General features: G+C 64.4%; 27 protein-coding genes and 1 pseudogene. 23 read left to right on the top strand and 5 right to left on the bottom strand.

Annotated elements, in window-relative coordinates; genetic code table 11:
• Positions 1 to 28 precede the first annotated feature (28 nt).
• From rseP to API01S_RS20690, 12 genes are all read left to right on the top strand, one after another.
• The gene (gene rseP, locus API01S_RS20745; RefSeq protein ID WP_006219103.1) at positions 29 to 1,360 is read left to right on the top strand and encodes an RIP metalloprotease RseP; all 1,332 of its coding nucleotides are present in this window, start codon (positions 29 to 31) and stop codon (positions 1,358 to 1,360) included.
• A 53-nt stretch (positions 1,361 to 1,413) separates the two neighbouring features.
• Complete coding sequence (gene bamA / locus API01S_RS20740; protein WP_006219104.1) at positions 1,414 to 3,747, top strand: outer membrane protein assembly factor BamA; 2,334 nt, start codon at positions 1,414 to 1,416, stop codon at positions 3,745 to 3,747.
• Positions 3,748 to 3,856: 109 nt separating this feature from the next.
• Positions 3,857 to 4,417, top strand: a complete 561-nt coding sequence (locus API01S_RS20735) for an OmpH/Skp family outer membrane protein (protein WP_006219105.1) — start codon at positions 3,857 to 3,859, stop codon at positions 4,415 to 4,417.
• Between the two features lie 17 nt (positions 4,418 to 4,434).
• Positions 4,435 to 5,532, top strand: a complete 1,098-nt coding sequence (lpxD, locus tag API01S_RS20730) for a UDP-3-O-(3-hydroxymyristoyl)glucosamine N-acyltransferase (RefSeq protein WP_061306042.1) — start codon at positions 4,435 to 4,437, stop codon at positions 5,530 to 5,532.
• A 67-nt stretch (positions 5,533 to 5,599) separates the two neighbouring features.
• The gene (gene fabZ, locus API01S_RS20725) at positions 5,600 to 6,055 is read left to right on the top strand and encodes a 3-hydroxyacyl-ACP dehydratase FabZ (protein WP_006219108.1); all 456 of its coding nucleotides are present in this window, start codon (positions 5,600 to 5,602) and stop codon (positions 6,053 to 6,055) included.
• A complete protein-coding gene (gene lpxA, locus API01S_RS20720; protein ID WP_006219109.1) occupies positions 6,056 to 6,850 on the top strand; it encodes an acyl-ACP--UDP-N-acetylglucosamine O-acyltransferase in 795 nt (264 codons plus the stop codon).
• Positions 6,847 to 8,043, top strand: coding sequence for a lipid-A-disaccharide synthase (gene lpxB, locus API01S_RS20715; RefSeq protein WP_061306041.1), 1,197 nt, complete (start codon positions 6,847 to 6,849; stop codon positions 8,041 to 8,043). The genes lpxA and lpxB overlap by 4 nt, the downstream gene beginning before the upstream one ends.
• Entirely contained in the window at positions 8,030 to 8,638 is a 609-nt protein-coding gene (gene rnhB / locus API01S_RS20710; RefSeq protein WP_050729012.1) for a ribonuclease HII, read from the top strand. Before lpxB ends, rnhB begins: the two co-directional genes overlap by 14 nt.
• Entirely contained in the window at positions 8,635 to 9,423 is a 789-nt protein-coding gene (locus API01S_RS20705) for a TrmH family RNA methyltransferase (RefSeq protein WP_061306040.1), read from the top strand. Before rnhB ends, API01S_RS20705 begins: the two co-directional genes overlap by 4 nt.
• Positions 9,424 to 9,567: 144 nt before the next feature.
• Positions 9,568 to 10,017 carry a DUF2846 domain-containing protein gene (locus tag API01S_RS20700; protein ID WP_254598578.1) on the top strand — a complete coding sequence of 150 codons (450 nt, stop codon included), beginning with the start codon at positions 9,568 to 9,570 and terminating at the stop codon, positions 10,015 to 10,017.
• A gap of 68 nt (positions 10,018 to 10,085) precedes the next feature.
• The gene (locus tag API01S_RS20695) at positions 10,086 to 10,532 is read left to right on the top strand and encodes a hypothetical protein (RefSeq protein WP_254598577.1); all 447 of its coding nucleotides are present in this window, start codon (positions 10,086 to 10,088) and stop codon (positions 10,530 to 10,532) included.
• Entirely contained in the window at positions 10,529 to 10,999 is a 471-nt protein-coding gene (locus tag API01S_RS20690) for a DUF2846 domain-containing protein (RefSeq protein ID WP_061306037.1), read from the top strand. Before API01S_RS20695 ends, API01S_RS20690 begins: the two co-directional genes overlap by 4 nt.
• Positions 11,000 to 11,079: 80 nt before the next feature.
• On the opposite strand, the gene ppsR is transcribed toward API01S_RS20690, so the two are convergent.
• The gene (gene ppsR / locus API01S_RS20685) at positions 11,080 to 11,907 is read right to left on the bottom strand and encodes a posphoenolpyruvate synthetase regulatory kinase/phosphorylase PpsR (RefSeq protein WP_006219116.1); all 828 of its coding nucleotides are present in this window, start codon (positions 11,905 to 11,907) and stop codon (positions 11,080 to 11,082) included.
• A gap of 181 nt (positions 11,908 to 12,088) precedes the next feature.
• Between ppsR and ppsA the strand changes: the two genes are divergently transcribed.
• Entirely contained in the window at positions 12,089 to 14,455 is a 2,367-nt protein-coding gene (ppsA, locus tag API01S_RS20680; protein ID WP_050729008.1) for a phosphoenolpyruvate synthase, read from the top strand.
• Between the two features lie 77 nt (positions 14,456 to 14,532).
• Here ppsA and API01S_RS20675 read toward each other — a convergent pair whose 3' ends face one another.
• Positions 14,533 to 15,378: a bifunctional transcriptional activator/DNA repair enzyme AdaA gene (locus tag API01S_RS20675; protein WP_050729007.1), complete on the bottom strand. Its 846-nt coding sequence runs from the start codon at positions 15,376 to 15,378 to the stop codon at positions 14,533 to 14,535.
• A 94-nt stretch (positions 15,379 to 15,472) separates the two neighbouring features.
• The gene (locus tag API01S_RS20670; RefSeq protein ID WP_006219119.1) at positions 15,473 to 16,210 is read right to left on the bottom strand and encodes a glutamine amidotransferase; all 738 of its coding nucleotides are present in this window, start codon (positions 16,208 to 16,210) and stop codon (positions 15,473 to 15,475) included.
• 170 nt (positions 16,211 to 16,380) lie between these two features.
• Between API01S_RS20670 and API01S_RS20665 the strand changes: the two genes are divergently transcribed.
• The 3 genes from API01S_RS20665 (at position 16,381) to API01S_RS20655 (ending at position 19,036) form a co-directional block, all read left to right on the top strand.
• A complete protein-coding gene (locus API01S_RS20665) occupies positions 16,381 to 16,809 on the top strand; it encodes an NfeD family protein (protein ID WP_006219120.1) in 429 nt (142 codons plus the stop codon).
• Between the two features lie 87 nt (positions 16,810 to 16,896).
• Positions 16,897 to 17,823, top strand: a complete 927-nt coding sequence (locus tag API01S_RS20660) for an SPFH domain-containing protein (protein ID WP_039883180.1) — start codon at positions 16,897 to 16,899, stop codon at positions 17,821 to 17,823.
• A gap of 25 nt (positions 17,824 to 17,848) precedes the next feature.
• Positions 17,849 to 19,036, top strand: coding sequence for a GGDEF domain-containing protein (locus API01S_RS20655; RefSeq protein WP_039883181.1), 1,188 nt, complete (start codon positions 17,849 to 17,851; stop codon positions 19,034 to 19,036).
• Between the two features lies 1 nt (position 19,037).
• Here API01S_RS20655 and smpB read toward each other — a convergent pair.
• Positions 19,038 to 19,520 (bottom strand): annotated as a pseudogene (gene smpB, locus API01S_RS20650) (SsrA-binding protein SmpB); the annotation flags it as partial.
• A gap of 202 nt (positions 19,521 to 19,722) precedes the next feature.
• Here smpB and API01S_RS20645 point away from each other — a divergent pair.
• The 7 genes from API01S_RS20645 (at position 19,723) to API01S_RS20615 (ending at position 25,243) form a co-directional block, all read left to right on the top strand.
• Positions 19,723 to 20,157, top strand: a complete 435-nt coding sequence (locus tag API01S_RS20645) for a type II toxin-antitoxin system RatA family toxin (protein WP_006219125.1) — start codon at positions 19,723 to 19,725, stop codon at positions 20,155 to 20,157.
• Positions 20,147 to 20,494, top strand: a complete 348-nt coding sequence (locus API01S_RS20640; RefSeq protein ID WP_006219126.1) for an RnfH family protein — start codon at positions 20,147 to 20,149, stop codon at positions 20,492 to 20,494. Before API01S_RS20645 ends, API01S_RS20640 begins: the two co-directional genes overlap by 11 nt.
• 209 nt (positions 20,495 to 20,703) lie before the next feature.
• Positions 20,704 to 21,858, top strand: a complete 1,155-nt coding sequence (locus API01S_RS20635; RefSeq protein WP_061306036.1) for an acyl-CoA dehydrogenase family protein — start codon at positions 20,704 to 20,706, stop codon at positions 21,856 to 21,858.
• Positions 21,855 to 23,030: an enoyl-CoA hydratase/isomerase family protein gene (locus API01S_RS20630; RefSeq protein WP_050729006.1), complete on the top strand. Its 1,176-nt coding sequence runs from the start codon at positions 21,855 to 21,857 to the stop codon at positions 23,028 to 23,030. The genes API01S_RS20635 and API01S_RS20630 overlap by 4 nt, the downstream gene beginning before the upstream one ends.
• A 114-nt stretch (positions 23,031 to 23,144) precedes the next feature.
• Positions 23,145 to 24,035 carry a 3-hydroxyisobutyrate dehydrogenase gene (gene mmsB / locus API01S_RS20625; protein ID WP_006219129.1) on the top strand — a complete coding sequence of 297 codons (891 nt, stop codon included), beginning with the start codon at positions 23,145 to 23,147 and terminating at the stop codon, positions 24,033 to 24,035.
• Position 24,036: 1 nt separating this feature from the next.
• Entirely contained in the window at positions 24,037 to 24,474 is a 438-nt protein-coding gene (locus tag API01S_RS20620; protein WP_006219130.1) for a PaaI family thioesterase, read from the top strand.
• 79 nt (positions 24,475 to 24,553) lie between these two features.
• On the top strand, positions 24,554 to 25,243 hold the full coding sequence (locus API01S_RS20615; RefSeq protein WP_050729003.1) for a VIT1/CCC1 transporter family protein: 690 nt from the start codon (positions 24,554 to 24,556) through the stop codon (positions 25,241 to 25,243).
• 18 nt (positions 25,244 to 25,261) lie between these two features.
• On the opposite strand, the gene ygfZ is transcribed toward API01S_RS20615, so the two are convergent.
• Positions 25,262 to 26,260 (bottom strand): CAF17-like 4Fe-4S cluster assembly/insertion protein YgfZ, encoded by a 999-nt coding sequence (gene ygfZ, locus API01S_RS20610; protein WP_061306035.1) that lies wholly within the window; start codon positions 26,258 to 26,260, stop codon positions 25,262 to 25,264.
• Positions 26,261 to 26,413: the final 153 nt, after the last annotated feature.

Here is a 26,413-nt window from a genome sequence, read left to right as displayed (position 1 = left end):
GCTTCTGATTCCCTAGATCCCGATCCCGATGCTTTTCACCCTGCTGGCCTTTGCGGTAGCGCTTGGCTCCCTGATCACGTTCCATGAGCTGGGGCACTATTGGGTGGCTCGCTTGTGCGGCGTGAAGGTGCTGCGGTTCTCGTTGGGCTTTGGCAAGGTCATCTTGCGCCGCACCGACAAAAACGGCACGGAATGGGCCGTTTCCGCCTTGCCGCTGGGCGGCTACGTCAAAATGCAGGACGACGCGCCCGCCGGGGCCAGCCCGGCCGAGGCCGCCAGCGCGTTCAACAACAAATCCGTCGGCAAGCGCATCGCCATCGTCGCGGCCGGCCCCATCTTCAATCTGATTCTTGCGGTCTTCCTGTACGCCGGCCTGAACATGGCGGGCACGGACGAGCCGCAAGCCATCATCGCCCAACCCGCTGCCCAAACGCCTGCCTCCCAGGCCGGCCTGCTTGCGGGCGACCGCATCCTGGCTGTCGATGGCCAGGAGATCGCCTCCTGGTCGGACGCCCGCTGGCGCCTGATGGACGTCCTGTCCACCGGTGGCCGCGCGCAGGTCGAAGTCCGCACCCCGTCCGGCGCCGTCCAGCAACGCGAACTCAATCTGCCTCCCAACGCCATGGATCCGTCCGCGGGCGATCCGCTCGCCGCTGCCGGCATCCGTCTGGCCCAGCCCAAGCCGGGCGTGCGCGCCGTGAACGACGGCGGCGAAGGGCAAGCCGCCGGCATGCGCACGGGCGACCTCATCGTGGCCATCGACGGCCAGCCCACCCCGGAAACGGGCTCGGTGATCAAACAGATTCAACAAAGCGCCGGCAAGCCGCTGACGCTGACCCTGCTGCGCGACGGCGCCAATATTTCGCTGAACGTCACGCCGCGCGCGGAGATGGTCAATGGCCAGGAAATCGGCCGGCTTGGCGTGCAACTGGGCGGCGATGTGCCGATGGTCACGGTGCGCTACGGCCTCGTCGAAAGCGTATGGCGCGGCGCGGTCCGTACCTGGGATACCGCCTGGTTCTCGCTGCGCATGATGGGCCGCATGGTGACGGGCGATGTGTCGTGGCGCAATGTCAGCGGCCCCGTCACGATCGCCGACTACGCCGGCCAGACTGCCCGAATCGGCATTGTTGCGTATATCGCCTATATCGCATTGATCAGTATCAGCCTGGGCGTACTAAATTTGCTACCCATTCCTATGCTGGATGGCGGCCATCTGCTGTACTATCTCGTCGAAATTGTGCGGGGTAGCCCGCCGCCAGCGAGGTGGATCGATATCGGACAGCGCGCCGGCATAGGTTTATTGGCAGGCCTGATGGGCCTTGCGCTCTTCAACGATTTCACGCGTTTGTTCACTTAAACGCGATTTAGCATAAAATCCCCCGCCATTTGCACGACCGAGGATACTCAAGGATGTCTTTTCGCCGGATGTTTCATCACAAAAAGGGTGTACTGCCGGGTCTCATCGCCGCATTAATGCTGCCGGCCATGGCCCAAGCCTTCGACCCTTTTGTCGTGCGGGATATCCGCGTAGAGGGTATTCAACGGACTGACGCCGGCACCGTGTTCGGTTATCTCCCCGTCAAGGTGGGCGAGAAGTTCACCGAAGAAGAAGCCACCGAAGCTATCCGCCGCCTTTATGGCACGGGCTTTTTCACCGACGTGCAGATCCAGACGGACAACAACGTCGTGGTGGTCGTGGTGCAGGAACGCCCGACGATTGCCTCCGTCAACTTCAACGGCATGCGCGAATTCGACTCCAAGGCGATCACCACGTCGCTGGGGCAGGTCGGATTTGCCGAAGGCCGGATTTTCGACCGCTCCATGCTTGAGCGCGCGGAATACGAACTCAAGCAACAGTACCTGTCCAAGGGCAAGTACGGCGTTGAAGTCACCTCCACCGTGACGCCGCTGCCGCGTAACCGCGTGGGTGTGAGCTTCGACGTGTTCGAAGGTTCGGTCGCCCGCATCCAGGAAATCCGCTTCGTCGGCAACAAGGCCTTCTCGGAAAGCGATCTGCTGGACGAGTTCAAGCTGACGACGCCCGGTTGGCTGACCTGGTACACCGACACCGACAAATACTCGCGCGAAAAGCTTGAAGGCGACCTCGAACGCCTGCGCTCGTTCTACCTGGACCAGGGTTACCTGGAGTTCAAGGTCGAGCCGCCCCAGGTCACCATTTCGCCGGACCGCAAAGACATCCGCATCACGATCACTGTCCACGAAGGCGAGCCCTACAAGGTGCGTAGCGTGAAGCTGGCCGGCAACCTGCTGGGCCTGGACAAGGAAATCAACGCGCTGGTGCAGGTCAAGCCGGACGAGACCTTCTCGGCCGCCAAGGCCAACGATTCGGCCAAGGCCATTACCGACTACCTGGGTGAGCTGGGTTACGCGTTCGCCAACGTCAACCCGAACCCGCAGCTGGACCGCGCCAAGCATGAGGCCGACCTGACGTTCTACGTCGACCCGAGCCGCCGTGTGTACGTGCGCCGCATCCAGATCGGCGGCAATACCCGCACGCGCGACGAAGTCGTGCGCCGCGAAATGCGCCAGCAGGAAGCCGCCTGGTACGACGCGAAAGACATCAAGACCTCGCGCGATCGCGTCGATCGCCTGGGCTATTTCAGCGACGTCAACGTCAAGACCGATCCGGTTCCGGGTTCGCCCGACCAGGTCGACGTGAACGTCGACGTGAAGGAAAAGCCTACCGGCATGATCAACCTGGGCGTGGGCTACGGCTCGTCCGAAAAGGCCATTCTGTCGGCCGGTATCAGCGAAGACAACGTCTTTGGCAGCGGCACGAACCTGACGTTGCAGTTGAACACCAGCAAGACGAACCGCGCGGTCGTGCTGTCGCACACCGATCCGTACTGGACCAAGGAAGGCATCAGCCGCACCACGTCCGCGTACTACCGCGTGACCGAGCCCTGGAACAACAACGACGGCGACTACCGCGTCAAGGCTATCGGCCTGGGCATGAACTTCGGCATTCCGATTTCGGAATACGACCGGATCTTCCTGGGCGCCAACTTCGAACACAACCAGATCGACCTGTTCACGAATTCGCCGCAGGCTTACCGCGACTTCGTGAATCAGTACGGCGATTCGACCAACTCGGTCATCTTCAGCACCGGCTGGTCCAAAGACACCCGTGACAGCGCACTGGCGCCGACCAAGGGTTCGTATACGCGCCTGAAGGCCGACGTGTCCACGGTCGACCTGCAATACACCATGTTGACGGGCCAGCAGCAGTACTTCGTGCCGCTGGGCGGCTCGTACACGCTGGCCTTGAACGGCATGGTCGATTGGGGCCGCAGCTATGGCAGCAAGGATTACCCGGTCATCAAGAACGTGTATGCCGGCGGTATCGGCACCGTTCGCGGCTACGAAGGTTCGTCGCTGGGCCCGCGCGATACGCTCACGGGCGACTATCTGGGCGGTACGCGCCGTATCGTGGCCAACGCGCAGTTGTATCTGCCGTTCCCGGGCGCTACCAAGGACCGCACGCTGCGCTGGTTCATCTTCGGCGACGCGGGCCAGGTGGCTGCCGGCAGTGGTTTGAATTGCACCGCCGGTCGTAACAACACCGAGGTCGAGGATCCTTGCGGCTGGCGTTACTCGGCGGGTATCGGCCTGTCGTGGCAGTCGCCGATGGGGCCGTTGCAGCTGTCTTACGCCCGTCCGCTCAACGCCAAGCAGGGCGACGACAAGCAGAGCTTCCAGTTCCAGATCGGTACTGGTTTCTAAGCGCGCCGTTACGCTTGAAAACAAGGGAGGGGCCCCCTGGCCCGGCTCCCTTGCTGTTTAGTGGCACAATACACACTTTGGCTTTGCCTTACTGGAAGGTGAGATTTTCATGATGTCTGATTTCGCACTTAAATCATCGAATACGCCGCGCGCCAAGCGCCGTGGCAAGCTGGGCGGCTCCATTGCCCTGGTGGGTGCTCTCATTCTCGGTTCGGCTGCTGCGATTCCCGCACAGGCTCAAAACACCAAGATCGGCTTCGTCAACACCGAGCGGATCCTGCGTGAATCGGGTCCGGCCAAGACGGCGCAAAGCAAGATCGAAGCCGAATTCAAGAAGCGCGACGATGAGCTCCAGCGTCTGAACAACAGCCTGCGTTCGCAAGCCGAGAAGTTCGACAAGGACGCTCCGGTTCTGTCGGAGTCGGACCGCGTCAAGCGCCAGCGTGAACTGTCCAATCTGGATACCGACCTGCAACGCAAGCGTCGTGAATTCCAGGAAGACTTCAACCGCCGCCGCAATGAAGAATTCTCGGGCATCGTGACGAAGGCCAACGAGGCCATCAAGCGCATCGCCGAGCAAGAAAACTACGACCTGATCATCCAGGACGCAGTGACGGTCAACCCGCGCATCGACATCACCGACAAGGTGATTCAGAGCCTGGGCAAGTAAGCAGCACCCGTCACACCATGCCGGTTTTACTGGATCTTGCTCGCGCGCCGACTCTTGAAGCACTGTTGAGCGCCGCCAATACCCAGGGAATGGACTGGCGTATCAGCGCGCCCCGGGGCGCAGAACCTTTCAAGGTCTGCGGCATCGGGACGCTGTCTTCGGCGGGTAGCCAGGAAATCACCTTCCTGGCCAACCCCCGCTACCAGAGCCAACTGACCACCACGCAAGCCGGGGCGGTCATCGTTTCGGCCGACGTGGCCGAGGCGCTGGAAGCCCAGGGCGCCGCTCGGCCGCCCTTTGCGCTGGTCGTCTGCAAACATCCCTATCTGCTTTATGCCCGTGTGGCGCAATGGTTCGACGCCGCGCGTCGGCCCGCGTTGCCAGGTTCCACGCATCCGTCAGCCGTGATTGCGCCCGATGCCGTCCTCGAAGAGGGTGTGCGTATCGGCCCCAATTGCGTGGTCGAGGCGGGCGCTCGCATCGGCCGCGACTCGATCCTGGGACCGGGTTGCGTGGTGGGAGCAGGTTCATCCATCGGCGCAGGCAGCCGCTTGCATGCGCATGTCACGCTGTACGAAGGCGTGAAAGTGGGCGAACGCGCCATCATTCACAGCGGCGCCGTGCTGGGCGCGGACGGTTTTGGCTTTGCGCCGGACCCGACGCTGGGGCAGGGCGCTTGGGGCAAGATTCCCCAGCTGGGTGGCGTGTCCGTGGGCAATGACGTCGAAATCGGGGCCAACACGACGATCGACCGGGGCGCACTGGACGACACCGTGGTGTCGGACGGCGTCAAGCTGGACAACCAGATCATGGTGGCGCACAACGTCCGCATCGGCGCGCATACCGCCGTGGCGGCGTGCGTCGGCATCGCGGGGTCCACCACCATCGGCGAACGCTGCACCATCGGTGGCGCGGCGATGTTGTCGGGCCACTTGACCCTGGGCGACGACGTGCACATCTCGGGTGGCACGGCGGTCACCTCCAGCATCAACAAACCGGGCCGTTATACGGGTGTGTTCCCGTATGCCGAGCATGGCGAATGGCAGCGCAACGCCGCCGTGATACAACAGTTGGCGCAACTGCGCCGCCGCGTGCGCACGCTGGAAAAAGACTAGAGCGCGCGATTGCCGCACTGGCGTGCACGCGCCAAAATAATTTCATCTCGCAGGAAAGCATAGAAAAATGGAACTCGACATCAAGGGGATCATGGAGAGGCTGCCGCATCGTTATCCGATGCTGCTGATTGATCGCGTCGTGGAAATGGTGCCTGGCAAGTCCATCGTCGCCATCAAGAATGTCTCGATCAATGAACCGTTTTTCAACGGCCACTTTCCCCACCATCCGGTGATGCCGGGCGTGCTCATCGTCGAAGCCATGGCGCAAGCCTCGGCGCTGTTCTCGTTCACGGACGAGAATGGCGGGCTCAAGTGCGACAGCTCCAAGACCGCTTACTACCTGGTCGGCGTCGATGGCGCGCGTTTCCGCCGCCCGGTCGTGCCGGGTGATCAACTGCGCATCGAAGTCGAAGCCGAGCGCCTGAGCCGCAGCATCTGCAAGTACGCCGCGCGCGCGACGGTCGACGGACAGGAAGTGGCGTCCGCCAAGCTGATGTGCGCGATTCGCAGCCTGGAAGAGTAAATGGCAGGAAACATCCATCCCACCGCTGTCGTCGATCCGGCGGCGAAAATCGACCCCAGCGTCGTGATCGGCCCGTTCGCAACGGTGGGACCCGACGTCACCATCGGCGCGGGCACCGAAATCGGCCCGTATTGCATGGTCGATGGTGTGACCACCATCGGGCGCGACAACCGCTTCTACCGCTACTGCTCGATCGGCGGCATGCCGCAAGACAAGAAGTACGCGGGCGAAAAGACACGTCTGACGATCGGCGACCGCAACACCGTGCGCGAATTCGTCACGCTGAACACCGGCACCGTGCAAGATGGCGGCGAAACGACGCTGGGCAATGACAACTGGATCATGGCCTATGTGCACGTTGCGCATGACTGCCACATCGGCAGCCACACCATTCTTGCCAACTCGGTGCAACTGGGCGGCCACGTCCATGTGGGCGACTGGGCCATCATCGGCGGCCTGACGGGCGTGCACCAGTTCGCGCGGGTGGGCGCGCACACCATGACCGGCGGCAACAGCTCGCTGATGCAGGATTCGCCGCCGTTCGTCCTGGCGGCGGGCAATCCGTGCCGGCCAGTCGGTATCAACGTCGAAGGCTTGAAGCGGCGCGGTTTCACGCCGGTGATGATTTCGGCGCTGCGTGAAGCCTACAAGATCATTTACCGCCGTGGCCTGCAACTGGACGCCGCGCGCGCTGAGTTGCACAAGCGCCAGCAGGAAATCCCGGAAGCCGCCGAGCATCTGCAAACGCTGCTCGACTTTCTGGACGTCGCCTCGCGCGGCATCATCCGTCCATGAACACTCGGATCGGCATGGTGGCCGGCGAGCCTTCGGGCGACTTGCTGGCCGGTCGGATCATTGCCGGTCTGCAAGCGCGCGACAGCAGCGTGCGATGCGAAGGCATCGGCGGCCCGCAGATGCAGGCCCGCGAATTCGACGCCTGGCACCCCATGCACGCGCTGACCGTGTTCGGCTATGTCGATGCGCTCAAGCGGCTGCCCAGCCTCTTGGCCACGTATCGCGACGTCAAGCGCCGCTGGCTGGCCGAGCCGCCCAAGGTCTTCGTGGGCATCGATGCTCCCGATTTCAACCTGCGGCTTGAACACCAGTTGCGGCTGGCCGGCACGCCCACGGTGCATTTCGTCGGCCCGTCCATTTGGGCCTGGCGCTACGAACGCATCCACAAGATCCGCGAATCCGTGTCTCACATGCTGGTGCTTTTCCCGTTCGAGGAAGAGATCTACCGCAAGGAGAACATTCCGGTGACCTATGTGGGTCATCCGTTGGCGGGCGCCATTCCCATGGAGCCGGATCGTGCAGCAGCGCGTGCGAGCCTGGGTATCGATCAAAACGCGCGGGTGCTGGCGATTCTGCCGGGTAGCCGCTCGTCCGAAATCCGCCTGCTTGCGCCGCGCTTTTTGCAGGCCGCGCAGTTGCTGATGAAAAAAGATCCGGCCCTGCAATGCGTCGTGCCGATGGTCAATGACCAGCGGCGCGCTGAATTTCAGGCCATTCTGGCCGAGCACCCCGTGCCCGGCCTGCGCTGCATCACTGCCGACGATCTGCACGGCGCAGGCGGCGATCGCAAGGCGCCGGTGGCCTGGTCCGTCATGGAAGCGGCCAACGCGGTTCTGGTCGCCAGCGGTACGGCCACGCTGGAAACGGCGCTGTACAAGCGTCCCATGGTGATTTCGTACGTGTTGTCGCCCTGGATGCGCCGCATCATGTCGTGGAAGTCGGGGCAGCAGCGGCCGTACCTGCCGTGGGTGGGCCTGCCGAACGTGCTGCTGCGCGATTTCGCGGTGCCCGAACTTCTGCAAGACGACGCCACGCCCGACAAGCTGGCCGAGGCGACCTGGGCGTCGCTGACCGACGATGCGCTGATCGCGCGGGTTGAAGCGCGCTTTACCGCCATGCACCAGGAATTGCTGCGCGATACGCCGGCGCTGGCTGCCCAGGCGATTCTGGAGGTGGCGGGTGGAGCAGCCTGACCTGTTCGCCGCGCCCGCGCAGCCTGCCCTGGTGACGGCCGGCGTCGACGAGGCGGGCCGCGGCCCGCTGGCCGGCGCCGTCTACGCGGCGGCGGTGATCCTGAACCCGGCGCGGCCCATCGACGGGCTGGCCGATTCCAAGGTGCTCAAGGCCGCCACGCGCGAAGCCTTGGCGCTGGAGATCCAGGAACACGCGCTGGCCTGGTGCATCGCCAGTGCCAGCGTGCAGGAAATCGACACCTTGAATATCCTGCGCGCCACCATGCTGGCGATGCAGCGCGCGGTGCAGGGCTTGTCCGTGCCCGCGCAGCTTGCGTTGGTGGACGGCAATCAGGCGCCCAAGCTGGCTTGCACAGTGCAGACGGTCATCAAGGGCGACGCGCTGGTGCCGGCGATCTCCGCTGCGTCCATCCTGGCCAAGACCGCGCGCGATGCCGATCTGGTGCGGCTGCACGGCTTGTATCCGCAATACGCCTTCGACCAACACAAGGGCTACGGCACCGCGCTGCATTTGCAGATGCTGCGTGAACACGGCCCTTGCGCCGAACACCGCCGCAGCTTCGCCCCGATCAAGGCGTTCGGCCTGACGCCATGAAGCACATCAGTTCCCGCGACAATCCCGCGGTCAAGGCGCTGGCCAAGCTTGCGGGCACGGCCGGCAAACGCGGTTCGCCCGTGCTGCTCGATGGCGTGCATCTGTGCCAGGCCTGGTTGCAGCATCACGGCGCGCCAGATCAGGCTATCTTCGACGTCGAGCGCCTTTCCCAACCCGATATCGCGGCGCTTGCCGCCGCCGTTCCCGACGCGCATTGCCTGGCGCTGGACTCGCGTCTCATGCAGTCCCTGGCCAGCGTGGAAAGCGGGCAGGGCGTGGCTTTTCTGGTGACGCCGCCGTCGCCGGAAATGCCCGTCGAGGTGGATGAGAACTGCGTGTTGTTCGATCGCATCCAAGACCCCGGCAACGTCGGCACGCTGTTGCGCACCTGCGCGGCGGCGGGCGTGAAGCGGGTGTTTCTGGCGACGGGCACGGCCGCCGCCTGGTCGGCCAAGGTCCTGCGCAGCGGCCAGGGCGCGCATTTCGCGCTGGCCATACACGAACATATCGATCTGACCGCCTTGCTGCCGCGACTGCGCGTGCCGCTCGTGGCAACCGCCCTGGACGGCGCGCGGAATCTGTACGAAGGCCGACTGCCGGCGCGCTGCGCCTGGGTCTTTGGACACGAAGGCCAAGGCGTCGATCCGGTCTTGCTGGATGCGGCGAGCCACAAGGTCTGCATCCCGCACGACATGGCGGCGGTGGAGTCCCTGAATGTCGGCGCGGCAGCTGCGATCTGCCTGTTTGAGCAGCGGCGGCAAGCGCTGGCGAACGCGCTCCTCTAACTCTTCGATTTCCCTCCTGCTGCAAGCGAGCCAGGAAGTCCGGCCCCGTTTATACTCGCGCCTTTCGCGGGCACCGGCCATCGCTTCGGTCACCGCCTTGCCAGCTTTCCAAATGGGGGAATGATGAAGACATTGTTCAGGTTGGTGCTTGCCGCGACGGGCGCGCTGTTGCTGTTGGCGGGGTGCGCGGGCCCACGCTATGCAGAGGTGTCGTCCCGAATTCCCGAGCTTGAGCCGGGTTTTGGCCGCATCTATTTTTATCAGCTTGCTGCCTCAAGCGGCGCCGATGCCGCGCAACCCGCCATCATGGTCGACGGCCGCAAGGTGGGCCGATCCAAACCCGGTCGGTTCTTTTTTGTTGACCGCCCCGCCGGCACCCAGACTGTAATCATCGCTACCGACCGCAAGAATCCGGATGCCGTCGCGCTTAAGGCCGAGTTGTCAGCAGGGCAGACCCTCTACGTACGCGTGGCGGTCGAAGGGGGCAGGCAAGTGCTGCGGCCCGAACCGTCGGCCGAGTTGGCGACCCAAGCGCTTGCTGATCTGAAGTACTGGGGCGCGGGTTGGCGGGATCGGGAGCGGTTGCGATATTGAGGCTGCACGTTTTGTAAAACTCGGTCGCACTCATATACTTCACGCTTTCAGTTTCCCAAGGGGTGGCTATGGCGGCATCGCCGATTCACATTTTCAAGGGTCTTGATTCGCAAGGCCGCGTGGTTCGCGCGAGCCGGGCAGTGCTATTGGCCGGCGCCTGCGCGCTGGCCTTGAGCGCCTGCATGTCGGTCAGCACGCAGAAAGTCGGCATGACGCCCGTGGCGGCGGCAGACCCGGTCTACACCATCCAATTGTCTCGCGTGGTCATCGCTCCCTTGCCGAACGACAGCAGCGTGACCTTGCCGGCCGCCTCGCAGTGGCGGCGCGTGGGCGCCTTGCCCCAGGGTGACGTCTACCGCTCGATGGGCGGTCTGTTCACCATTCAGACGCGACGCCAGGGCGAAGCCTATCTGGTGGCGTCCTCTGGAAAACTGCTTGGCTTTTACCTGCCTGGCGAAAGCGCGTACATGCCGCTAGCCCGCCCCGTCACCTTGCCTGTGGAGATGCGTCAATGAAATCGTGGTTCAAGCTTGTCGCAGGGGCCGTCGTGGCTGTACTGCTGGCCGGATGCGCAGGCCCAAAGTTCGACGCGCTGCATGGCCAGATGCCGCCGATTGCCCAAGGCAATGGCCGCATCTATTTCTATCAGCCGCAACCCACCAATCTGGCGGCCGCGCAGCAGAAGCTGCGTGTCAACAATGAAGTGGTGGGCCGAAACAAGCCGGGCAGTTTCTTTTTCGTCGACCGGCCCGCTGGCAGCTACGTGGTGACCAACCTGTACTGGACGGGCGACGGCGTGAGCTTCATGCTGGACCCGGGCCAGACGCGATATGTGCGCGTCATGGCCGAGGTGTACGGTGCGACGGGCGCGGTCGGCAAGCTGTCGATGCAACTGGTCGACCCTGCGGAAGTCGCCGAAAACGAAATGCGCGGCCTGCGGTATTGGGGCGCGGCCACTCCCGAAAGAATGTCCGGCTACTAAGACCTTCCTGTAGCGCTTTCTCTAAGCGCTTGAACCGAGCCAAAAACCTGGGCACGCCGATAGCGCGCCCAGGTTTTTTTTCAGCCCCGATCCAGCCCCACTTCCTGCAGCACCGTCGTCGCGATCTCTTCGATGGACTTGGTGGTGCTGGACAGCCAGGAAATGCCTTCGCGCCGCATCATGCGTTCGGCTTCGGCGACTTCGTAACGGCACTGCTCAAGCTTGGCATAGCCGCTGTTCGGGCGGCGTTCGTTACGCACTTCGGCCAGGCGTTCGGGTTGGATCGACAGGCCGAACAGCTTGGCGCGGTGCGGAGCGATGGTCGAGGGCAGGGTGCCGCGCTCGAAATCGTCCGGCGTCAGGGGGAAATTGGCGGCCTTGATGGCGTATTGCATCGCCAGGTACAGGCTGGTGGGCGTCTTGCCGCAGCGGGACACGCCCACCAGGATGACGTCGGCCTGATCCAGCTGGTTGACGAACTGACCGTCGTCATGCGCCAGGCTGAAGTTGATGGCGTCGATACGATTGCGGTACTTTTCAGAATTGGCCTGCATGTGCGAGCGGCCGATGGAATGGCTGGACTTCAGGCCCAGCGCCTGCTCGATGTGGCTGACGAAGGTGCCGAACAGGTCCATGAAAATGCCGTTCGCCTGGCGAACTCGGGCCAGGATCTCGGGGTTGACCAGCGTGCTGAACACAATGGGGGGCACACCGGCTTCCAGGGCGCTGCGGTCGATGCGCATGGCGACTTCGGCGGCTTTTTCCAGGGTGTCCACGAACGGCAGGCGGACCGGCTTGAATTCCACCTCTTCGAATTGGGACAGCACCGATTGGCTGAACGTCTCGGCAGTGATGCCGGTACTGTCAGAAACGATGTATACCGTGCGTGCGATCGGGGTAGATGTCATGTGTAAAAAATTCCAACCAGTCAGATGGCCGAGCGTACTCCAACGAGTACAATCAGGCCCCTATAAGTCACCCCAAGGGCGGTCCAAGGCCAGTTTGGTCAGCGTCTGAAAAAGCCAGGTTTCGGGCTTGTTTCGTGCTTTGACCTAACTCGCTTTCATTCCATTGTAAAAGGTGACTTCAATGTCGTATGTTGTTTTGTTCGAGCAGCTCCGCATGACGGACGTGGACTCGGTAGGAGGCAAGAACGCATCACTAGGCGAAATGATCAGCCAGCTGTCTGGCGCGGGTGTCCGCGTGCCGGGCGGCTTTGCCACGACCGCCGACGCCTTCCGCGATTTCCTGAAGGCCTCGGGCCTGGATCAGCGCATCGCTGAACGCCTGACCACGCTGAACCCCGAAGACGTGCGCGAGCTGGCCACCGCCGGCGCGCAGATCCGCCAATGGATCGTCGATGCGCCGTTCTCGGCTGAATTCGAAAAGCAGATCCGTGAAGCCTTCGCCAAGCTCGACGCTGACGGCAAGGGCTCGTTTGCCGTGCGCTCCTCCGCCACGGCCGAAGACCTGCCCGACGCCTCGTTCGCCGGCCAGCAGGAAACCTTCCTGAACGTCGTGGGCATCGACGACGTGCTGGACAAGATCCGCCACGTGTTCGCCTCGCTGTACAACGACCGCGCCATCTCCTATCGCGTGCACAAGGGCTATGCCCACGCTGACGTGGCACTGTCGGCCGGCATCCAGCGCATGGTGCGTTCCGACAAGGGCAGCGCCGGCGTCATGTTCACCATCGACACCGAATCTGGTTTTGAAGACGTCGTGTTCATCACCTCGTCCTACGGCCTGGGCGAAACCGTCGTGCAAGGCGCGGTCAACCCCGACGAGTTCTATGTCTTCAAGCCCACGCTGGCCCAAGGCAAGTTCCCCATCGTCGGCCGCCGCATCGGCTCCAAGCTCATCAAGATGGAATTCGACCCGGAGCGTCCGGAAGGCCGCGCCGTGCGTACCGTTGACGTGCCCGTGTCCGAGCGCAACCGCTACTCGCTGACCGACGACGAGGTCAACGAACTGGCCCGTTACGCCGTCATCATCGAAAAGCACTACCAGCGTCCGATGGACATCGAATGGGGCCGTGACGGCGTCGACGGCAAGATCTACATCCTGCAAGCGCGTCCGGAAACGGTGAAGTCGCAGCAGGGCGCCAATGACGTGCAGCAGCGCTATCGCCTGAAGGCCACCGGCCAGGTCCTGATCACCGGCCGTGCCATCGGCCAGAAGATCGGCGCAGGCCCGGTCCGCGTGGTGGGCGACATCTCCGACATGGACAAGGTTCAGCCGGGTGATGTGCTGGTCACCGACATGACGGACCCCAACTGGGAACCCGTGATGAAGCGCGCCTCGGCCATCGTGACGAACCGTGGCGGCCGTACGTGCCATGCCGCGATCATCGCGCGCGAACTCGGCATTCCGGCAGTCGTGGGTTGCGGCAACGCCACCGACCTGCTCAAGGAAGGCCAGGCCGTGACCGTGTCTTGCGCGGAAGGCGACGAAGGCCGCATCTATGACGGCCTGATCGAAACCGAAGTGGAAGAAGTGCGCCGTGGTGAAATGCCCGCCATCGATCTGAAGATCATGATGAACGTGGGCAACCCGCAACTGGCGTTCGACTTCGCCCAGATCCCCAACGGCGGCGTGGGCCTGGCGCGTCTGGAATTCATCATCAACAACAACATCGGCATCCACCCGAAGGCAGTCCTGGACTACCCGAACGTGGACGGCGAACTGAAGAAGGCCGTTGAATCGGCCGCCCGTGGCCACGCCAGCCCGCGCGCGTTCTTCGTCGAAAAAATGGCCGAAGGCGTCGCGACGATTGCCGCCGCGTTCTACCCCAAGCCGGTCATCGTGCGCATGTCGGACTTCAAGTCCAACGAATACCGCAAGCTGGTTGGCGGTTCGCGCTACGAGCCCGAGGAAGAGAACCCCATGCTGGGCTTCCGTGGCGCATCGCGCTACATCGCCGAGGATTTCGCCGAGTGCTTCCGCATGGAATGCGAAGCGCTCAAGAAGGTCCGCGACGACATGGGCCTGACCAACGTTGAAATCATGGTGCCGTTCGTGCGCACCGTGGGTCAGGCCGAGAAGGTCGTGAACCTGCTGGCCAAGCATGGCCTGGCTCGCGGCGAAAACGGCCTGAAGCTGATCATGATGTGCGAAGTGCCGTCCAACGCCATCCTGGCCGACGAATTCCTGCAGTACTTCGACGGCTTCTCGATCGGTTCCAACGACATGACCCAGCTGACCCTGGGCCTGGACCGCGATTCCGGCATGGAACTGCTGGCCGCCGACTTCGACGAACGCGACGAAGCCGTGAAGTTCATGCTGCGTCGTGCGATCAAGGCTTGCCTGGCCGCCAACAAGTACGTCGGTATCTGCGGCCAAGGCCCCAGCGACCACCCGGACTTCGCGCAATGGCTCAAGGACGAGGGCATTCTGTCGATGTCGCTCAACCCGGATACCGTTGTCGACACCTGGCAGCGTCTGGCCAAGCAGTAATCGGCTGGCGTTTCAGATAAAAAACCCCGCGTCCTGGAAGGGACGCGGGGTTTTTTCTTGGGGCCAGCGCGCGGGAACTAGGCCGCTTTCAATTCGCGTGCGATCAGCTCGCGCTTGCGGTCGATGCCCCAGCGGTAACCCGCCATCGATCCGTCCGTACGCACGACACGATGGCAGGGGATGGCCAGCGCGATGCTGTTGGTGGCGCAGGCGCGCGCCACCGCACGCACGGCGCGCGGCAGGCCGATGCGTTCGGCGACCTGCGTGTACGTGGTCGTGGTGCCCACCGGAATGTCGCGCAGCGCTTCCCATACCCGGCGCTGGAAGGCGGTGCCGCGCACGTCCAGAGGCAGGTCCAGTCCGCGCGAGGGGTCTTCGACGAAGCTCACCACGGCGGCCACCCAGGTTTCGAATTCGGCGTCCGCGCCGATCAGGCGAGCGGCCTTGAAGCGGTCTTGCAGGTTGCGCACCAGTTGTTCGGGATCTTCATCCAGCGAGATGTCGCAGATGCCGGTGGGGGTGGCGGCCACCAGCAGCGCGCCCAGCGAACACTGCGCGACGGCGAAGCGGATGTCCAGCCCTTCGCCGTTTTTGCGAAACGTGGTGGGCGTCATGCCCAGGATGGCGGGGGCGGCTTCGTAGAAGCGTCCGCTGGAATTGAAGCCGGCGTCATACATGGCGTCGGTGACGCTGGCGCTGCTTTCCAGTTGCTGGCGCGCGCGGGCGGCGCGCAGCGCGTTGGCGTAGGCCTTGGGCGTAATGCCGGTAGCTGCCTTGAAGACGCGATGAAAATGAAAGCGGCTCATGCCGGCCTGTTCGGCCAGCGTGGAGAGGTCGGGCGGCTGATCGGCCTCCAGCGCGCGGCAGGCGCGTTCGACGGCGGTGGCGTGCTGTTTGCTCAAGGGTGCGGCGGCGGGGCTCATCAATGACTCCTGGTAGGCGCGTGATGGGTTGCGCTTGGGATCCATGTTCTCAAACCCCGCCGGCCGCCGCACTCCGGATATTGCGCGGCGCGGCTCAGGCCGGCGCGTAGGTATCCAGGAAACGGCGCAGCAGCCCCCCGGCCACGGGCGTTGCGCGCACGTTCGCGGTCAGGTCGGGAATGTCCAAATTTTCGGCGGCGTAACGGCGGCTATAGCGATCCAGGTGCGCGCGGATGAAATCGGGGCCGAATTCCGGGTGGAACTGGGTGGAGAACACGTTGCGTCCGATCCGGATCATCTGGTGTTCGTCCAGATCCGAACGCGCCAGCACGGCCGATCCGGGCGGCGGTTGCAACACGGTCTGGGCATGCAGCATCTGGGCGGGGAAGGTGCCGGGCAGGCCGGCCAGCAGCTTGTCGCCCGAGGCGGGCGGCAGCAACTCGACGGTCTGCGTACCGACTTCGCGTCCGGCCGGGTTGTAGCCCACCTTGCCGCCCAGCGCGTGGGCCAGCAGTTGGTGGCCGTAGCACACGCCGAACATGGGCAATTGGGCGGCGGCGGCCTCGCGCAGCCAGGCGGCGGTGTCTTCGCTCCAGGGTTCCTTGTCCGTGACCATGGCGGGCGAACCGGTGATCAGGGCCGCGCGGTAATGCGCGGGCGATTCGGGGCGCTGGCCTTCGTGCACGGCGACGATACGGACCGCGTCGGCGGTCAGCCCTGCCGCCTGTGTCAGTTGTTCGGCATAGCCGCCGAACTGGCTTTTTAGCGTGTCTTCCGGATCGCCGGTATGCAGGATCAGGACGGGCAGGACAGGGGATGTTGCAGCGGTCATGGATGGATGTGCTAGGAAAAGGCGGACGCGGGCAATCCGGGTGGGATCGGCGCGTCAGGCGCACATCATAATCCAGCGCAAACGTTCGCGATGGCGGCCGGGGCCCCCGTTGCGTCCCGGAAATACGTACAATCCGCTCACGAATCATCCTTTCAGGCGACGTTAAGACTATGTGGATCTGGCTGGGATTGGCCGCGCTGGCCCTTATCGGGGAACTGGCGACGGGTACCTTCTATCTGCTGCTGGTGGCCTTGGGGCTGGCGGCGGCCGGCGCTTCTGCCTGGTTCGGCATGGGGCTTGAATGGCAATTGGTGGCATGCGGCGTGGTGCTGATTCTGGGCCTGCTGGTGCTGCGCAAGACGCGCGTGCTGAAAAAGCGCGAGGTCAATTCGGCGCGTAACGCGGATGTGAATCTGGATATCGGCCAGACGGTTTCGGTGGAAGCGTGGTCCGAGCACCGCACGGCTCGCGTCTGGTATCGCGGCGCGCACTGGCAGGCGGAACTGGCCTCCGGGCAAACGCCGCACGCCGGTGAACACGTCATCGTCGAATTGCGCGGCTCGACCCTGGTGCTCAAGCCCGCCGCCGCGCCGAGGTAAAACCGGCTCGCGCCCAGCGCGGCCCGCAGCAGGCGCACGGGCTTCATGTCCGGCGCCACCGCATCAACTCCACAAGAGGTCCTAATCATGATCGATACATCCACTATCGTCCTGCTCGTCGTCGTCGCGCTGGCGATCCTGATCGTCATCAAGTCGATCGCCATCGTGCCGCAACAGCACGCCTGGGTGGTCGAGCGTCTGGGCAAGTTCGACCGGGTCCTGTCGCCGGGCGCGGGCTTTGTCATCCCGTTCATCGAACGCGTGTCGTACAAGCATTCGCTCAAGGAAATTCCGCTGGACGTGCCCAGCCAGGTTTGCATCACGCGCGACAACACGCAGCTGCAAGTGGACGGCGTGCTGTACTTCCAGGTCACCGACCCGATGCGCGCATCGTATGGTTCGTCGAACTACATCTCGGCCATCACGCAGCTGGCGCAGACCACGCTGCGTTCGGTCATCGGCAAGATGGAACTGGACCGCACGTTCGAAGAGCGCGACTCGATCAACAGCAACATCGTCGCGTCGCTGGACGAGGCCGCGCTGAACTGGGGCGTGAAGGTGCTGCGCTACGAGATCAAGGACTTGACGCCGCCCAACGAGATCCTGCGTTCGATGCAGGCGCAGATCACCGCCGAACGTGAAAAGCGCGCGCTGATCGCGGCTTCCGAAGGCCGCCGCCAGGAACAGATCAACATCGCCACGGGCGAACGCGAAGCCGCCATCGCCCGTTCCGAAGGCGAGAAGCAGGCCCAGATCAACCAGGCGCAAGGCGAGGCCGCCGCCGTGCTGGCCATCGCCGAAGCCACGGCTAAGGCCATCACGCAAGTGGCCGACGCGGTGCGCCAGCCGGGCGGCATGGAAGCGGTGAACCTGAAGGTGGCCGAGCGCTACGTCGAAGCGTTCGCCAACGTGGCCAAGGAAGGCAACACGCTGATCCTGCCGGCCAACATGTCAGACGTGGGCGGGATGATCGCCTCGGCCATGACCATCGTGAAGTCCACGCGCAACACCTGATTCCGCGCTTCGCGGCGCGCCGCCCATGATCGCTCCCGTTAATTTGCTTTTGATAGCAGCACTGGCGGGAGTGCTTTCGCTCTGCGTGCTGGGGTCCCTGGCTCGCAGCGGCATGGCCGGCATCCGCGAAACCATATGCGCCAATTTGCTCACGCTGTTGGCGTTTTTTACGTTTGCGCTACAGAACACCTCAGCGCCATGGCTGATCTCGGTCGTGGTGCCCAACGCGGCCGTCGGCCTGGCCCTGTTCTCGTATTACTCCGGGGTGCGCCGGTTGTTGGGCCTGAGCGTGCCCAAGCACCTGATGACGCTCGCTTGCGTCGTGGCGCTGGTGGTCCTGCTGGTCTACACCTACGTCGACTGGCGGATCGGGCCGCGCATTGTTGCGATGTCGCTCTTGCAGATGGGCTTCCTCTTGGCCGTGGCCGTCACGGTCCAGCGCAATATGCCGGCGCATCGTTCGCGCTACAGCTATCGCTTCGTGTGGGCGGTGACGCTGCTGTCCGCCACGGTGTGCCTGGTGCGGGCGGTGGTCTACATGCTGGACATCACCTTGCCGCACACCATGCTGGAGCCCAGCGTGTGGAACATCACGTTTCTGACGCTCGGCGTGCTGACCATGCCGTGCCTGACGCTGGGCACCATCATGATCATCCACGACCGCATGCTGGCCGACCGTGAGCAAGAGGCGAACACCGATTTCCTGACGGGCCTGATGTCGCGCAAGGCGTGGTGGTTGCAGGCCGAGCGCTATTGCGCGCAGGCGCTGCGCACGCGCCGGCCGCTGACCTTGCTGCTGCTGGATGTGGACCATTTCAAGCGCATCAACGATACCCATGGCCACGTGGCGGGCGACGCCGTGCTGCGCCATTTCGGCTTGCTGGCCACGGCCACCTTGCGCACCGGCGACCATGTCGGCCGCGTGGGCGGCGAGGAATTTGGCGTGTTGTTTCCCGACATGCGCGGGGACGCGGTCATGGAAGTGGCGGCGCGGCTGCTCGATTCCGTACGGCGCACGCCCTGTGCGCATGGCGGCAGCACCATTTCCTATACGTTCAGCGCGGGGGTGGCCGAATGGGTGCCCGGAGAGAACCTGCAAGTGTTCTTCGAGCGCGCCGATCGCAAGCTGTATGCCGCGAAGGCGGCGGGGCGCAACCGCATCGTGGGACCGGCCGAACAGGCAGAGCGCCTGGCCGTGCCGGTCGCGGCGTGAATCAGTCGTCTTTGTCTTTGCGGGGCGCGCGGGTGTCGTGCTTCATGATGCGTTCCTTCTCGCGCTGCCAGTCCTTTTCGCGCGCCGTGTCGCGCTTGTCGAAAAGCTTTTTGCCGCGGCCCAGCGCGAAGTCCAGCTTGATGCGCCCGTTCTTGTAGTGCAGGTTCAGCGGCACCAGCGTGTAGCCGCGCTGCTCGACCTTGCCGATGAGCTTGCTGATTTCTTCGGCCTTGAGCAGCAGCTTGCGCGTGCGCATGGCGTCGGGATGTATGTGGGTGGACGCCGTGGGCAGCGGGCTGACGTGCATGCCCAGCAGGTAAAGTTCACCATCGCGTACGATGACGTAGCTTTCCTTTAACTGCACGCGGCCATCGCGGATCGCCTTGACTTCCCAGCCTTGCAGGACAAGGCCGGCTTCATAGCGGTCTTCGATGAAATAGTCGTGCGAGGCCTTGCGGTTGTCGATAATGCTCATAACGCCTTTTTGCTCATTACGTCTTTTCGCCCATTATGTCTTTTTTGCCTGGGCAGCAGGGCGGGGGTGTTCGGGCTTCATTCAGGCTACAGATTGGGCTATCAGTCCCGAAGGCCGTTGCGGGCGCTCGATCATGGTGTTGATCGGCCCATTAGGCCCATGATGCGCGGTGCCGGTAAAATCTTGCCATTCTAGCCATTTGCGATAGTCGATGCACAAAGTACAACGATCCGTCCTGGTGCCTTACAGCGCCGCCCAGATGTTCGACCTGGTTGCCGACGTGGAGAAGTACCCCGAGTTCATGCCGTGGTGCGGCGGAGCCGAGGTGCAAAGCCGCGACGAACACGGCATGCAGGCCTCCATCCTGATCAGTTTCGCGGGCATGAAGCAGCGCTTCACCACGCGCAACACCCACGTCTATCCCGACCGGATCGACCTGGAATTGGTGGATGGCCCGTTCTCCAGCCTGGTCGGGCACTGGGAATTTCAACCGCTGGCCGAAGATGCCTGCAAGGTCCTGTTCACCATGGAATACGCGTTTTCGAATCGCGCGCTGGAAATGGTGGTGGGGCCCGTCTTCAATCGCATCGCCACCAGCTTCATCGATTCCTTCACCAAGCGCGCGCAGGCCAAATATGGCGAATGAGCCGTCCGGCGCGGCGCAGTTGAGCGTCAGCGTCTGTTATGCCTTGCCCGGCCACGTGTGGCTGCGCGAACTGCGCCTGCCCGCTGGCGCGACGGTGGCCGATGCGCTGGCGGCCAGCGGTTTCGCGCAGGCTTTCCCGGTGGTGCAGCCTTGGGAGCGCGGGGTGGGCGTGTTTGGACGCGCCGCCGAGCCGCAATCCCGGCTGGCCGAGGGGGACCGCGTTGAAATCTACCGTGGCCTGAGCTTCGATCCCAAGGAATCGCGCCGTCGGCGCGCCGAGCATCGTCGCGCGAAGACGGCCAGGAACGGCCGCGTGCGTCCGGCCGGCTTGCTCTAAGCAGTCCTTCTGGCCACGGCGGCGGCGCCGGACATTGTCACCAACAAGACAAAATCCCGACCGGCATCCGGCGTAACATAAACGCGGTTTCATATTTACGTTTACGTTAACGTCATGCCAGAATCCGTCATGCCAACCGCGACGGGCGGGCGTTCACGAGACGACCCGCAACGCCAACAGACAACACCGACTACATCAGGAGACAGGCTGTGGACTTGGAACTGACCGACGAGCAGCGCGCGTTTGCGCAGGCCGCCCGCGACTACGCCGAGGGCGAACTGGCCCCTCACGCCGCGCGCTGGGACGCCGAAGGCATCTTTCCGCGCGTAGCGTTCGCCCGCGCCGGCGAAATGGGTTTCTGCGCGATCTACGCCAGCGAAGAGATCGGCGGCCTGGGCCTGCCGCGCCTGGACGCCACGCTGGTGTTCGAGGAAATGGCGGCGGTCGATCCCTCGACCACCGCTTTCCTCACTATTCACAATATGGCCACCTGGATGGTCGGCCAATGGGGCCAGCCCGCCCTGCGCGAGGCGTGGGGGCCGCTGCTGGCCAGCGGCCAGAAATTGGCGTCGTACTGCCTGACCGAACCGGGCGCGGGTTCTGACGCCGCCTCGCTCACGACGCGGGCGCAGCGCCAGGGCGACGACTACGTGCTCAATGGCGCCAAAGCCTTCATTTCGGGCGCGGGCGATACGGACCTGCTGGTGGTCATGGCGCGCACGGGCGGCGAGGGGGCGGGCGGCATCAGCGCGTTCGCCGTGCCCGCCGACAGCCCGGGCATCAGCTATGGCCGCAAGGAAGAAAAAATGGGCTGGAACAGCCAGTCCACGCGCCCGATCACGTTCGAAAACGTGCGGGTGCCCGCCGTCAACCTGCTTGGCGTCGAGGGCGAAGGGTTCAAGATCGCCATGAAGGGGCTGGACGGCGGCCGCATCAATATCGGCACGTGCTCGGTCGGTGCGGCGCAAGGTGCGCTGGACGCCGCCCGCCGTTACATGGACGAGCGTCGGCAGTTCAACCGCCGGCTGGCGGAATTCCAGGCATTGCAATTCAAGCTGGCCGACATGGCCACCCATCTGGTGGCTTCGCGCCAGATGGTGCGCCTGGCTGCCTGCAAGCTGGACGCCGGCGCGCCGGACGCGGCCACCTATTGCGCCATGGCCAAGCGCTTCGCCACCGATATGGGGTTCCAGATCTGCCTGGACGCGCAACAGATTCACGGCGGTTACGGATACTTGAAGGACTATCCCTTGGAGCGTCTGGTGCGCGATACTCGCGTTCATCAGATTCTGGAGGGCACCAACGAGATCATGCGCGTGATCATTGCCCGCCAATTGTTGGAAAAAGGAGCCGACATAAGATGAATGCACCGGTGTTGTTCGAAGAAAGAAGCGCGGCCAATGGAATGCGGTTCGGGATTGCGACGCTGAATGCGCCGCAGACCTTGAACGGCTTGTCGCTGGAAATGGTGGACCTGCTGGCGGCTCGCCTTGACGAGTGGGCGCGCGATCCGGGCGTGGCCCTGGTGGTCTTGCAAGGCGCGGGCGAAAAAGCGTTCTGTGCAGGCGGCGACCTGCACGGCCTGTACCGCAGCATGCGCGAGAACACGGGCAAGAGCGGCTGGAGCAACGCGTACGCGCGCCGCTTCTTCGAGCACGAATACCGGCTGGACTACCGCATCCACACCTATCCGAAGCCCGTTTTGTGCTGGGGCCACGGCATCGTCATGGGCGGCGGCATCGGCCTGATGATGGGCGCGAGCCATCGCGTGGTCAGCGAAAGTTCGAGGCTGGCGATGCCGGAAGTGTCGATCGGCCTGTTTCCGGACGTGGGCGGCAGCTGGCTGCTGAACCGCATGCCGGGCCGCATCGGCCTGTTCCTGGCGCTGACCGGCGCGCAGATGAATACGGCCGACGCGTTCTTCGCGGGCTTGGCCGACTTCCGACTGAATCACGAAGATTGGCCACGCCTGCTGGCGTCGCTGGAAGAGCAGCCCTGGGCAGGCAAACCGGCCGGTGCCTCGGAAGAGGCCATGGCGCCGCGCTCGATCAATGACGGCCTGCTGCGCCGCGCGCTGACTGCACTGGAGCCGCAAACGCCGCTCGAACCCGGCCATCTGCGCCAGCATTCCTTCCTGATCAACAACCTGTGCAACGGCAATCGCCTGGACGAGATCTACGAAGAGCTGGCGCTGCTGAAAGACCACGCCGACCCGTGGCTGGCGCGCGCGGCAACCACCATGTTGGCGGGCTCGCCCGGGTCGGTCCGGCTGGCCTTCGCCTTGCAGCAGCGCACGCGCCTGCGTTCATTGGACGACGTGTTCCGCGCGGAATACATCGCGGCGCTGGCGTGTACGGCCCACGGCGACTTCGCCGAGGGCATCCGCGCCTTGTTGATCGACAAGGACAAGAAGCCGCGCTGGAACCCCGCGGTGATCGATGTCGCAAGCGACACCTGGGTCCAGAAGTTTTTCGAGGAACCCTGGCCCGAGGGCGAGCCGCATCCGTTGGCCGACCTGGGGCAGGAAGGGCGCTGACGCCTCGGCCGGCTCGCTCGTGCGAGCCGGCGCTGTTTCAACGGCAAGCCAGATCCGTCATGCAGGTCACGATGAATCCATACCTAAAGCAATAGCACCAGGAGACAAGACATCATGAGCAGTATCGCGTTTATCGGTTTGGGCAACATGGGCGCGCCCATGGCATTGAATCTGGTCAAGGCCGGCCACAGCCTTACGGTTTTCGATCTGGTTCCGGCGGCGGTCAAGCTGTTGACCGATGCGGGCGCGCGCGCCGCGGCGTCGGCGGCAGAGGCGGTCAAGGGCGCGGACGTGGTCGTGTCCATGCTGCCGGCCAGCAAGCACGTTGAAGGGCTGTACCTGGACCAGGACCTGCTGGGCCATATCTCGTCCAGCGCGCTGGTCATCGAATGCAGCACCATCGCGCCGGATTCCGCGCGCAAGGTGGCGCAGGCGGCCGAGGTGCGTGGCATCGCCATGATCGATGCGCCGGTCTCGGGCGGCACGGGCGGCGCGGCGGCGGGCACGCTGACGTTCATCGTGGGCGGCCAGGCCGCCGCGCTGGAACGCGCCCGGCCCGTGCTGGAAAAAATGGGCAAGAACATCTTTCACGCCGGCCCGGCGGGCGCCGGCCAGGTGGCCAAGATCTGCAACAACATGCTGTTGGGCATCCTGATGGCCGGCACGTCCGAAGCGCTGGCGCTGGGCGTGGCCAACGGCCTGGACCCGAAGGTGCTGTCGGACATCATCGCCAAGAGCTCGGGCCGCAACTGGGCGACCGAACTCTACAACCCGTGGCCGGGCGTGATGGACCACGCGCCCGCGTCCAAGGGCTATGCCGGTGGTTTTGGCGTGGACCTGATGCTCAAGGACCTGGGCCTGGCCGCCGAGGCCGCGCTGTCCGCCCGGGCCTCCATCCCGCTGGGTGAGCTTGCGCGCAACCTGTATTCGCTGCATAGCGCGGGTGGCTCCGGCAAGCTGGATTTCTCCAGCATCGTGAACCTGGTCAAGCGCGAGCAAGACTGACATGGCCGCGCAACAGGCGTTGGCCGACCCCGCTGGCCGGGTCAAGGCCAGCTTTGACCAGCAGACCGTCATGCGGCTGCTGGGCGCCCGGCTCGATGTGGTGGAGCCGGGCAGGGTGGACATCGGGCTGCCTTATCGGGCCGACCTCTGCCAGCAGAACGGCTTTCTGCATGCCGGCATTTCCACCACGATCGCCGACAGCGCGGGCGGTTACGCCGCCTACACGCTTTTTGGCCCGGGCGAAGACGTGCTGACCTCGGAATTCAAGATGAACTTCCTGGCCCCGGCCAAGGGAGATCGCTACGTGGCCAGCGGCCGCGTCGTCAAGCCGGGCAAGCGCCTGTCGATCTGCCAGGTGGAAGTGCATGCTTATGAAGGTGAGCAAGCCACACTTTGCGTGATAGGCTTGCTCACCGCGGTGCGCGTGACGCCGCGATGAATCCGGCGCGCTGCGTGGCCGGCCTCTTGAAAGGTCGGGCGCGTGGCGCGTTTATCACGCGTTGCATGGGTATCGGGCAATGCCTGCAAAAGAACATCATCGAATTTTTCGTAGCAACTGGCTGCGCGCCGCCGTGTTGGGCGCCAACGATGGCATCGTTTCCACGGCCAGCCTGATCACCGGTGTGGCCGCCGCACAGGCCACGCATGGGGCCATCCTGACCTCGGGCCTGGCCGGGCTGGTGGCCGGGGCCTTGTCGATGGCGGCCGGTGAGTATGTGTCCGTGCGCTCGCAGGCCGACACCGAAGCGGCGGACCTGCGGATGGAGCAGCGGTCGCTCAAGGGCAACTCGGAAGAAGAGCTTGCCGAACTGATCGATATCTACGTGGACCGGGGCTTGACGCGGCAGCTTGCCACGCAGGTGGCGCAACAGCTGACTCGCCATGACGCGCTGGATGCGCACGCGCGTGACGAACTGGGTATTTCCGTCCACAACCGCGCGCGGCCGGTGCAGGCCGCCGTGGCGTCCGCCGCGTCGTTTGCGGGCGGCGCGGCGCTGCCCCTGGCTGTGGCCGTGGCCGTGCCCGGACCGCAGTTGATTGGATGGGTGATTGGCGCGTCGGTGGTTTGCCTGGCCGCACTGGGTGCGCTGGCCGCGCATGCGGGCGGAGCGCCGAAGGGGCCCGCCGCGCTGCGCGTGACGGTGTTGGGCGCGTTGGCCATGGCGGCGACGGCCGGCGTGGGCGCGCTGTTCGGCGTGGCGGTCTGACGCCACGCCGCAGGGTGCTTAAGGTGTGATGGAGTAGGGCAGCGGCGCGACGGCGATGCGCGGGCCGTCCACCGCGCCCAATCGCAGATCGCCTTCGGGCAAGGCGGCGAGCGTGGTTTCAAACAGCACCGAGGCGACGCCCGCCTCGCTGGCGGCATCCACGACACGGCCGATCGGTTCGCTCGGCTGCGTGGCGTCGAACACGTCCACGCCGGCCAGCGCCGCGCCTTGTTCGCCGGGCTGCTCGACCGTGCCGTACGCCATGCGGCGCTTGACCGTGCCCCGGTAGTGGCTGCGCGCCACCACTTCCTGGCCCGGATAACAGCCCTTGGTGAAGCTCACGCCCTCGACCAGTTCCAGGTTGACCGTCTGCGGGATGAAAACGTCCTGGGTGGCCGTGGCGATCCAGGGGATCCCGGCCGCCAGATCGGCGACCTGCCAATGGGCGGCGGGCGCAAGACTGAGCACGCCGGCCAACGCGGAAGACTGTTGCAGTTGCTCGTCGGACGCGACCCACCACCAGCGCAGCCGGGCATCGGCCGACGGCGCGGCGATCCAGGTGCCAGACGGCAGGTCCACGCGCTGCCAGGGCGTGCGTGGCAGGGCGCCGGTGACGGCTTCCAGCGCAGCGGCTTCTTGAGCGGAGGCTTGCACGCCGGCCACGTTCAGGCCGGTAGCGGCAAGCTTGACCTTGGCGCGCAACACGAACATGGACAGGCGCTTGAGCAGCGCTTCGGAAAGGTCCCGGCGGACCAGTCCATACAGTTGGGGGGCGTCGTCAGCGCCAGGGGCGGCGCGCCACATGACCAGGGTCGCCAGCAGGCGGCCTTTGGCCGTGCAATAGCCGGCCAGGCGGGCGGCGTCGGCGGGCAGGCCGGTGACGTCTTGTGTCAGTTGGCCGTGCAGAAAGGTGAGAGCATCCGCGCCGGATGCGCTGAACACCAGAAAGTCGTCCAGCGGCGCGCATGGCGCGCAACCTTCGGCGCGGACAGGAATCGAAGAATAGAAAGCGTGCATGGCGGCGGTGTGGTCACGTCATCAAAGTGCAGATGATAGCCGCCTTCATCCCCTGTATGGCCCTTGCCCACGCCGCGCAAAGGGCCGAGCCGTGTACCCTGGCCCCCGTTTTGCAGCGACAGGTCGGCCTGATCCATTAAACTTCTGGGACTT

This window comes from Achromobacter piechaudii NBRC 102461, assembly GCF_001571245.1.
Taxonomy (GTDB): domain Bacteria; phylum Pseudomonadota; class Gammaproteobacteria; order Burkholderiales; family Burkholderiaceae_B; genus Achromobacter; species Achromobacter piechaudii.
Note: the sequence above shows the minus strand (reverse complement) of the source record. Positions and strands in the feature narration are given on the sequence as shown.

Excerpts from the sequence above, each read along its gene's own strand:
- lpxB (WP_061306041.1), top strand. The coding sequence starts at position 6,847 with ATGAACACTCGGATCGGCATGGTGGCCGGCGAGCCTTCGGGCGACTTG.
- API01S_RS20640 (WP_006219126.1), top strand. The coding sequence starts at position 20,147 with ATGGCGAATGAGCCGTCCGGCGCGGCGCAGTTGAGCGTCAGCGTCTGT.
- API01S_RS20630 (WP_050729006.1), top strand. The coding sequence starts at position 21,855 with ATGAATGCACCGGTGTTGTTCGAAGAAAGAAGCGCGGCCAATGGAATG.
- API01S_RS20620 (WP_006219130.1), top strand. The coding sequence starts at position 24,037 with ATGGCCGCGCAACAGGCGTTGGCCGACCCCGCTGGCCGGGTCAAGGCC.
- API01S_RS20665 (WP_006219120.1), top strand. The coding sequence starts at position 16,381 with ATGTGGATCTGGCTGGGATTGGCCGCGCTGGCCCTTATCGGGGAACTG.
- lpxD (WP_061306042.1), top strand. The coding sequence starts at position 4,435 with ATGCCGGTTTTACTGGATCTTGCTCGCGCGCCGACTCTTGAAGCACTG.
- API01S_RS20655 (WP_039883181.1), top strand. The coding sequence starts at position 17,849 with ATGATCGCTCCCGTTAATTTGCTTTTGATAGCAGCACTGGCGGGAGTG.
- API01S_RS20705 (WP_061306040.1), top strand. The coding sequence starts at position 8,635 with ATGAAGCACATCAGTTCCCGCGACAATCCCGCGGTCAAGGCGCTGGCC.
- API01S_RS20735 (WP_006219105.1), top strand. The coding sequence starts at position 3,857 with ATGATGTCTGATTTCGCACTTAAATCATCGAATACGCCGCGCGCCAAG.
- API01S_RS20675 (WP_050729007.1), bottom strand. The coding sequence starts at position 15,378 with ATGAGCCCCGCCGCCGCACCCTTGAGCAAACAGCACGCCACCGCCGTC.
- rseP (WP_006219103.1), top strand. The coding sequence starts at position 29 with ATGCTTTTCACCCTGCTGGCCTTTGCGGTAGCGCTTGGCTCCCTGATC.
- API01S_RS20615 (WP_050729003.1), top strand. The coding sequence starts at position 24,554 with ATGCCTGCAAAAGAACATCATCGAATTTTTCGTAGCAACTGGCTGCGC.
- API01S_RS20695 (WP_254598577.1), top strand. The coding sequence starts at position 10,086 with ATGGCGGCATCGCCGATTCACATTTTCAAGGGTCTTGATTCGCAAGGC.
- API01S_RS20690 (WP_061306037.1), top strand. The coding sequence starts at position 10,529 with ATGAAATCGTGGTTCAAGCTTGTCGCAGGGGCCGTCGTGGCTGTACTG.
- ppsR (WP_006219116.1), bottom strand. The coding sequence starts at position 11,907 with ATGACATCTACCCCGATCGCACGCACGGTATACATCGTTTCTGACAGT.
- ygfZ (WP_061306035.1), bottom strand. The coding sequence starts at position 26,260 with ATGCACGCTTTCTATTCTTCGATTCCTGTCCGCGCCGAAGGTTGCGCG.
- API01S_RS20645 (WP_006219125.1), top strand. The coding sequence starts at position 19,723 with ATGCACAAAGTACAACGATCCGTCCTGGTGCCTTACAGCGCCGCCCAG.
- mmsB (WP_006219129.1), top strand. The coding sequence starts at position 23,145 with ATGAGCAGTATCGCGTTTATCGGTTTGGGCAACATGGGCGCGCCCATG.
- bamA (WP_006219104.1), top strand. The coding sequence starts at position 1,414 with ATGTCTTTTCGCCGGATGTTTCATCACAAAAAGGGTGTACTGCCGGGT.
- ppsA (WP_050729008.1), top strand. The coding sequence starts at position 12,089 with ATGTCGTATGTTGTTTTGTTCGAGCAGCTCCGCATGACGGACGTGGAC.
- API01S_RS20660 (WP_039883180.1), top strand. The coding sequence starts at position 16,897 with ATGATCGATACATCCACTATCGTCCTGCTCGTCGTCGTCGCGCTGGCG.
- API01S_RS20670 (WP_006219119.1), bottom strand. The coding sequence starts at position 16,210 with ATGACCGCTGCAACATCCCCTGTCCTGCCCGTCCTGATCCTGCATACC.
- lpxA (WP_006219109.1), top strand. The coding sequence starts at position 6,056 with ATGGCAGGAAACATCCATCCCACCGCTGTCGTCGATCCGGCGGCGAAA.
- fabZ (WP_006219108.1), top strand. The coding sequence starts at position 5,600 with ATGGAACTCGACATCAAGGGGATCATGGAGAGGCTGCCGCATCGTTAT.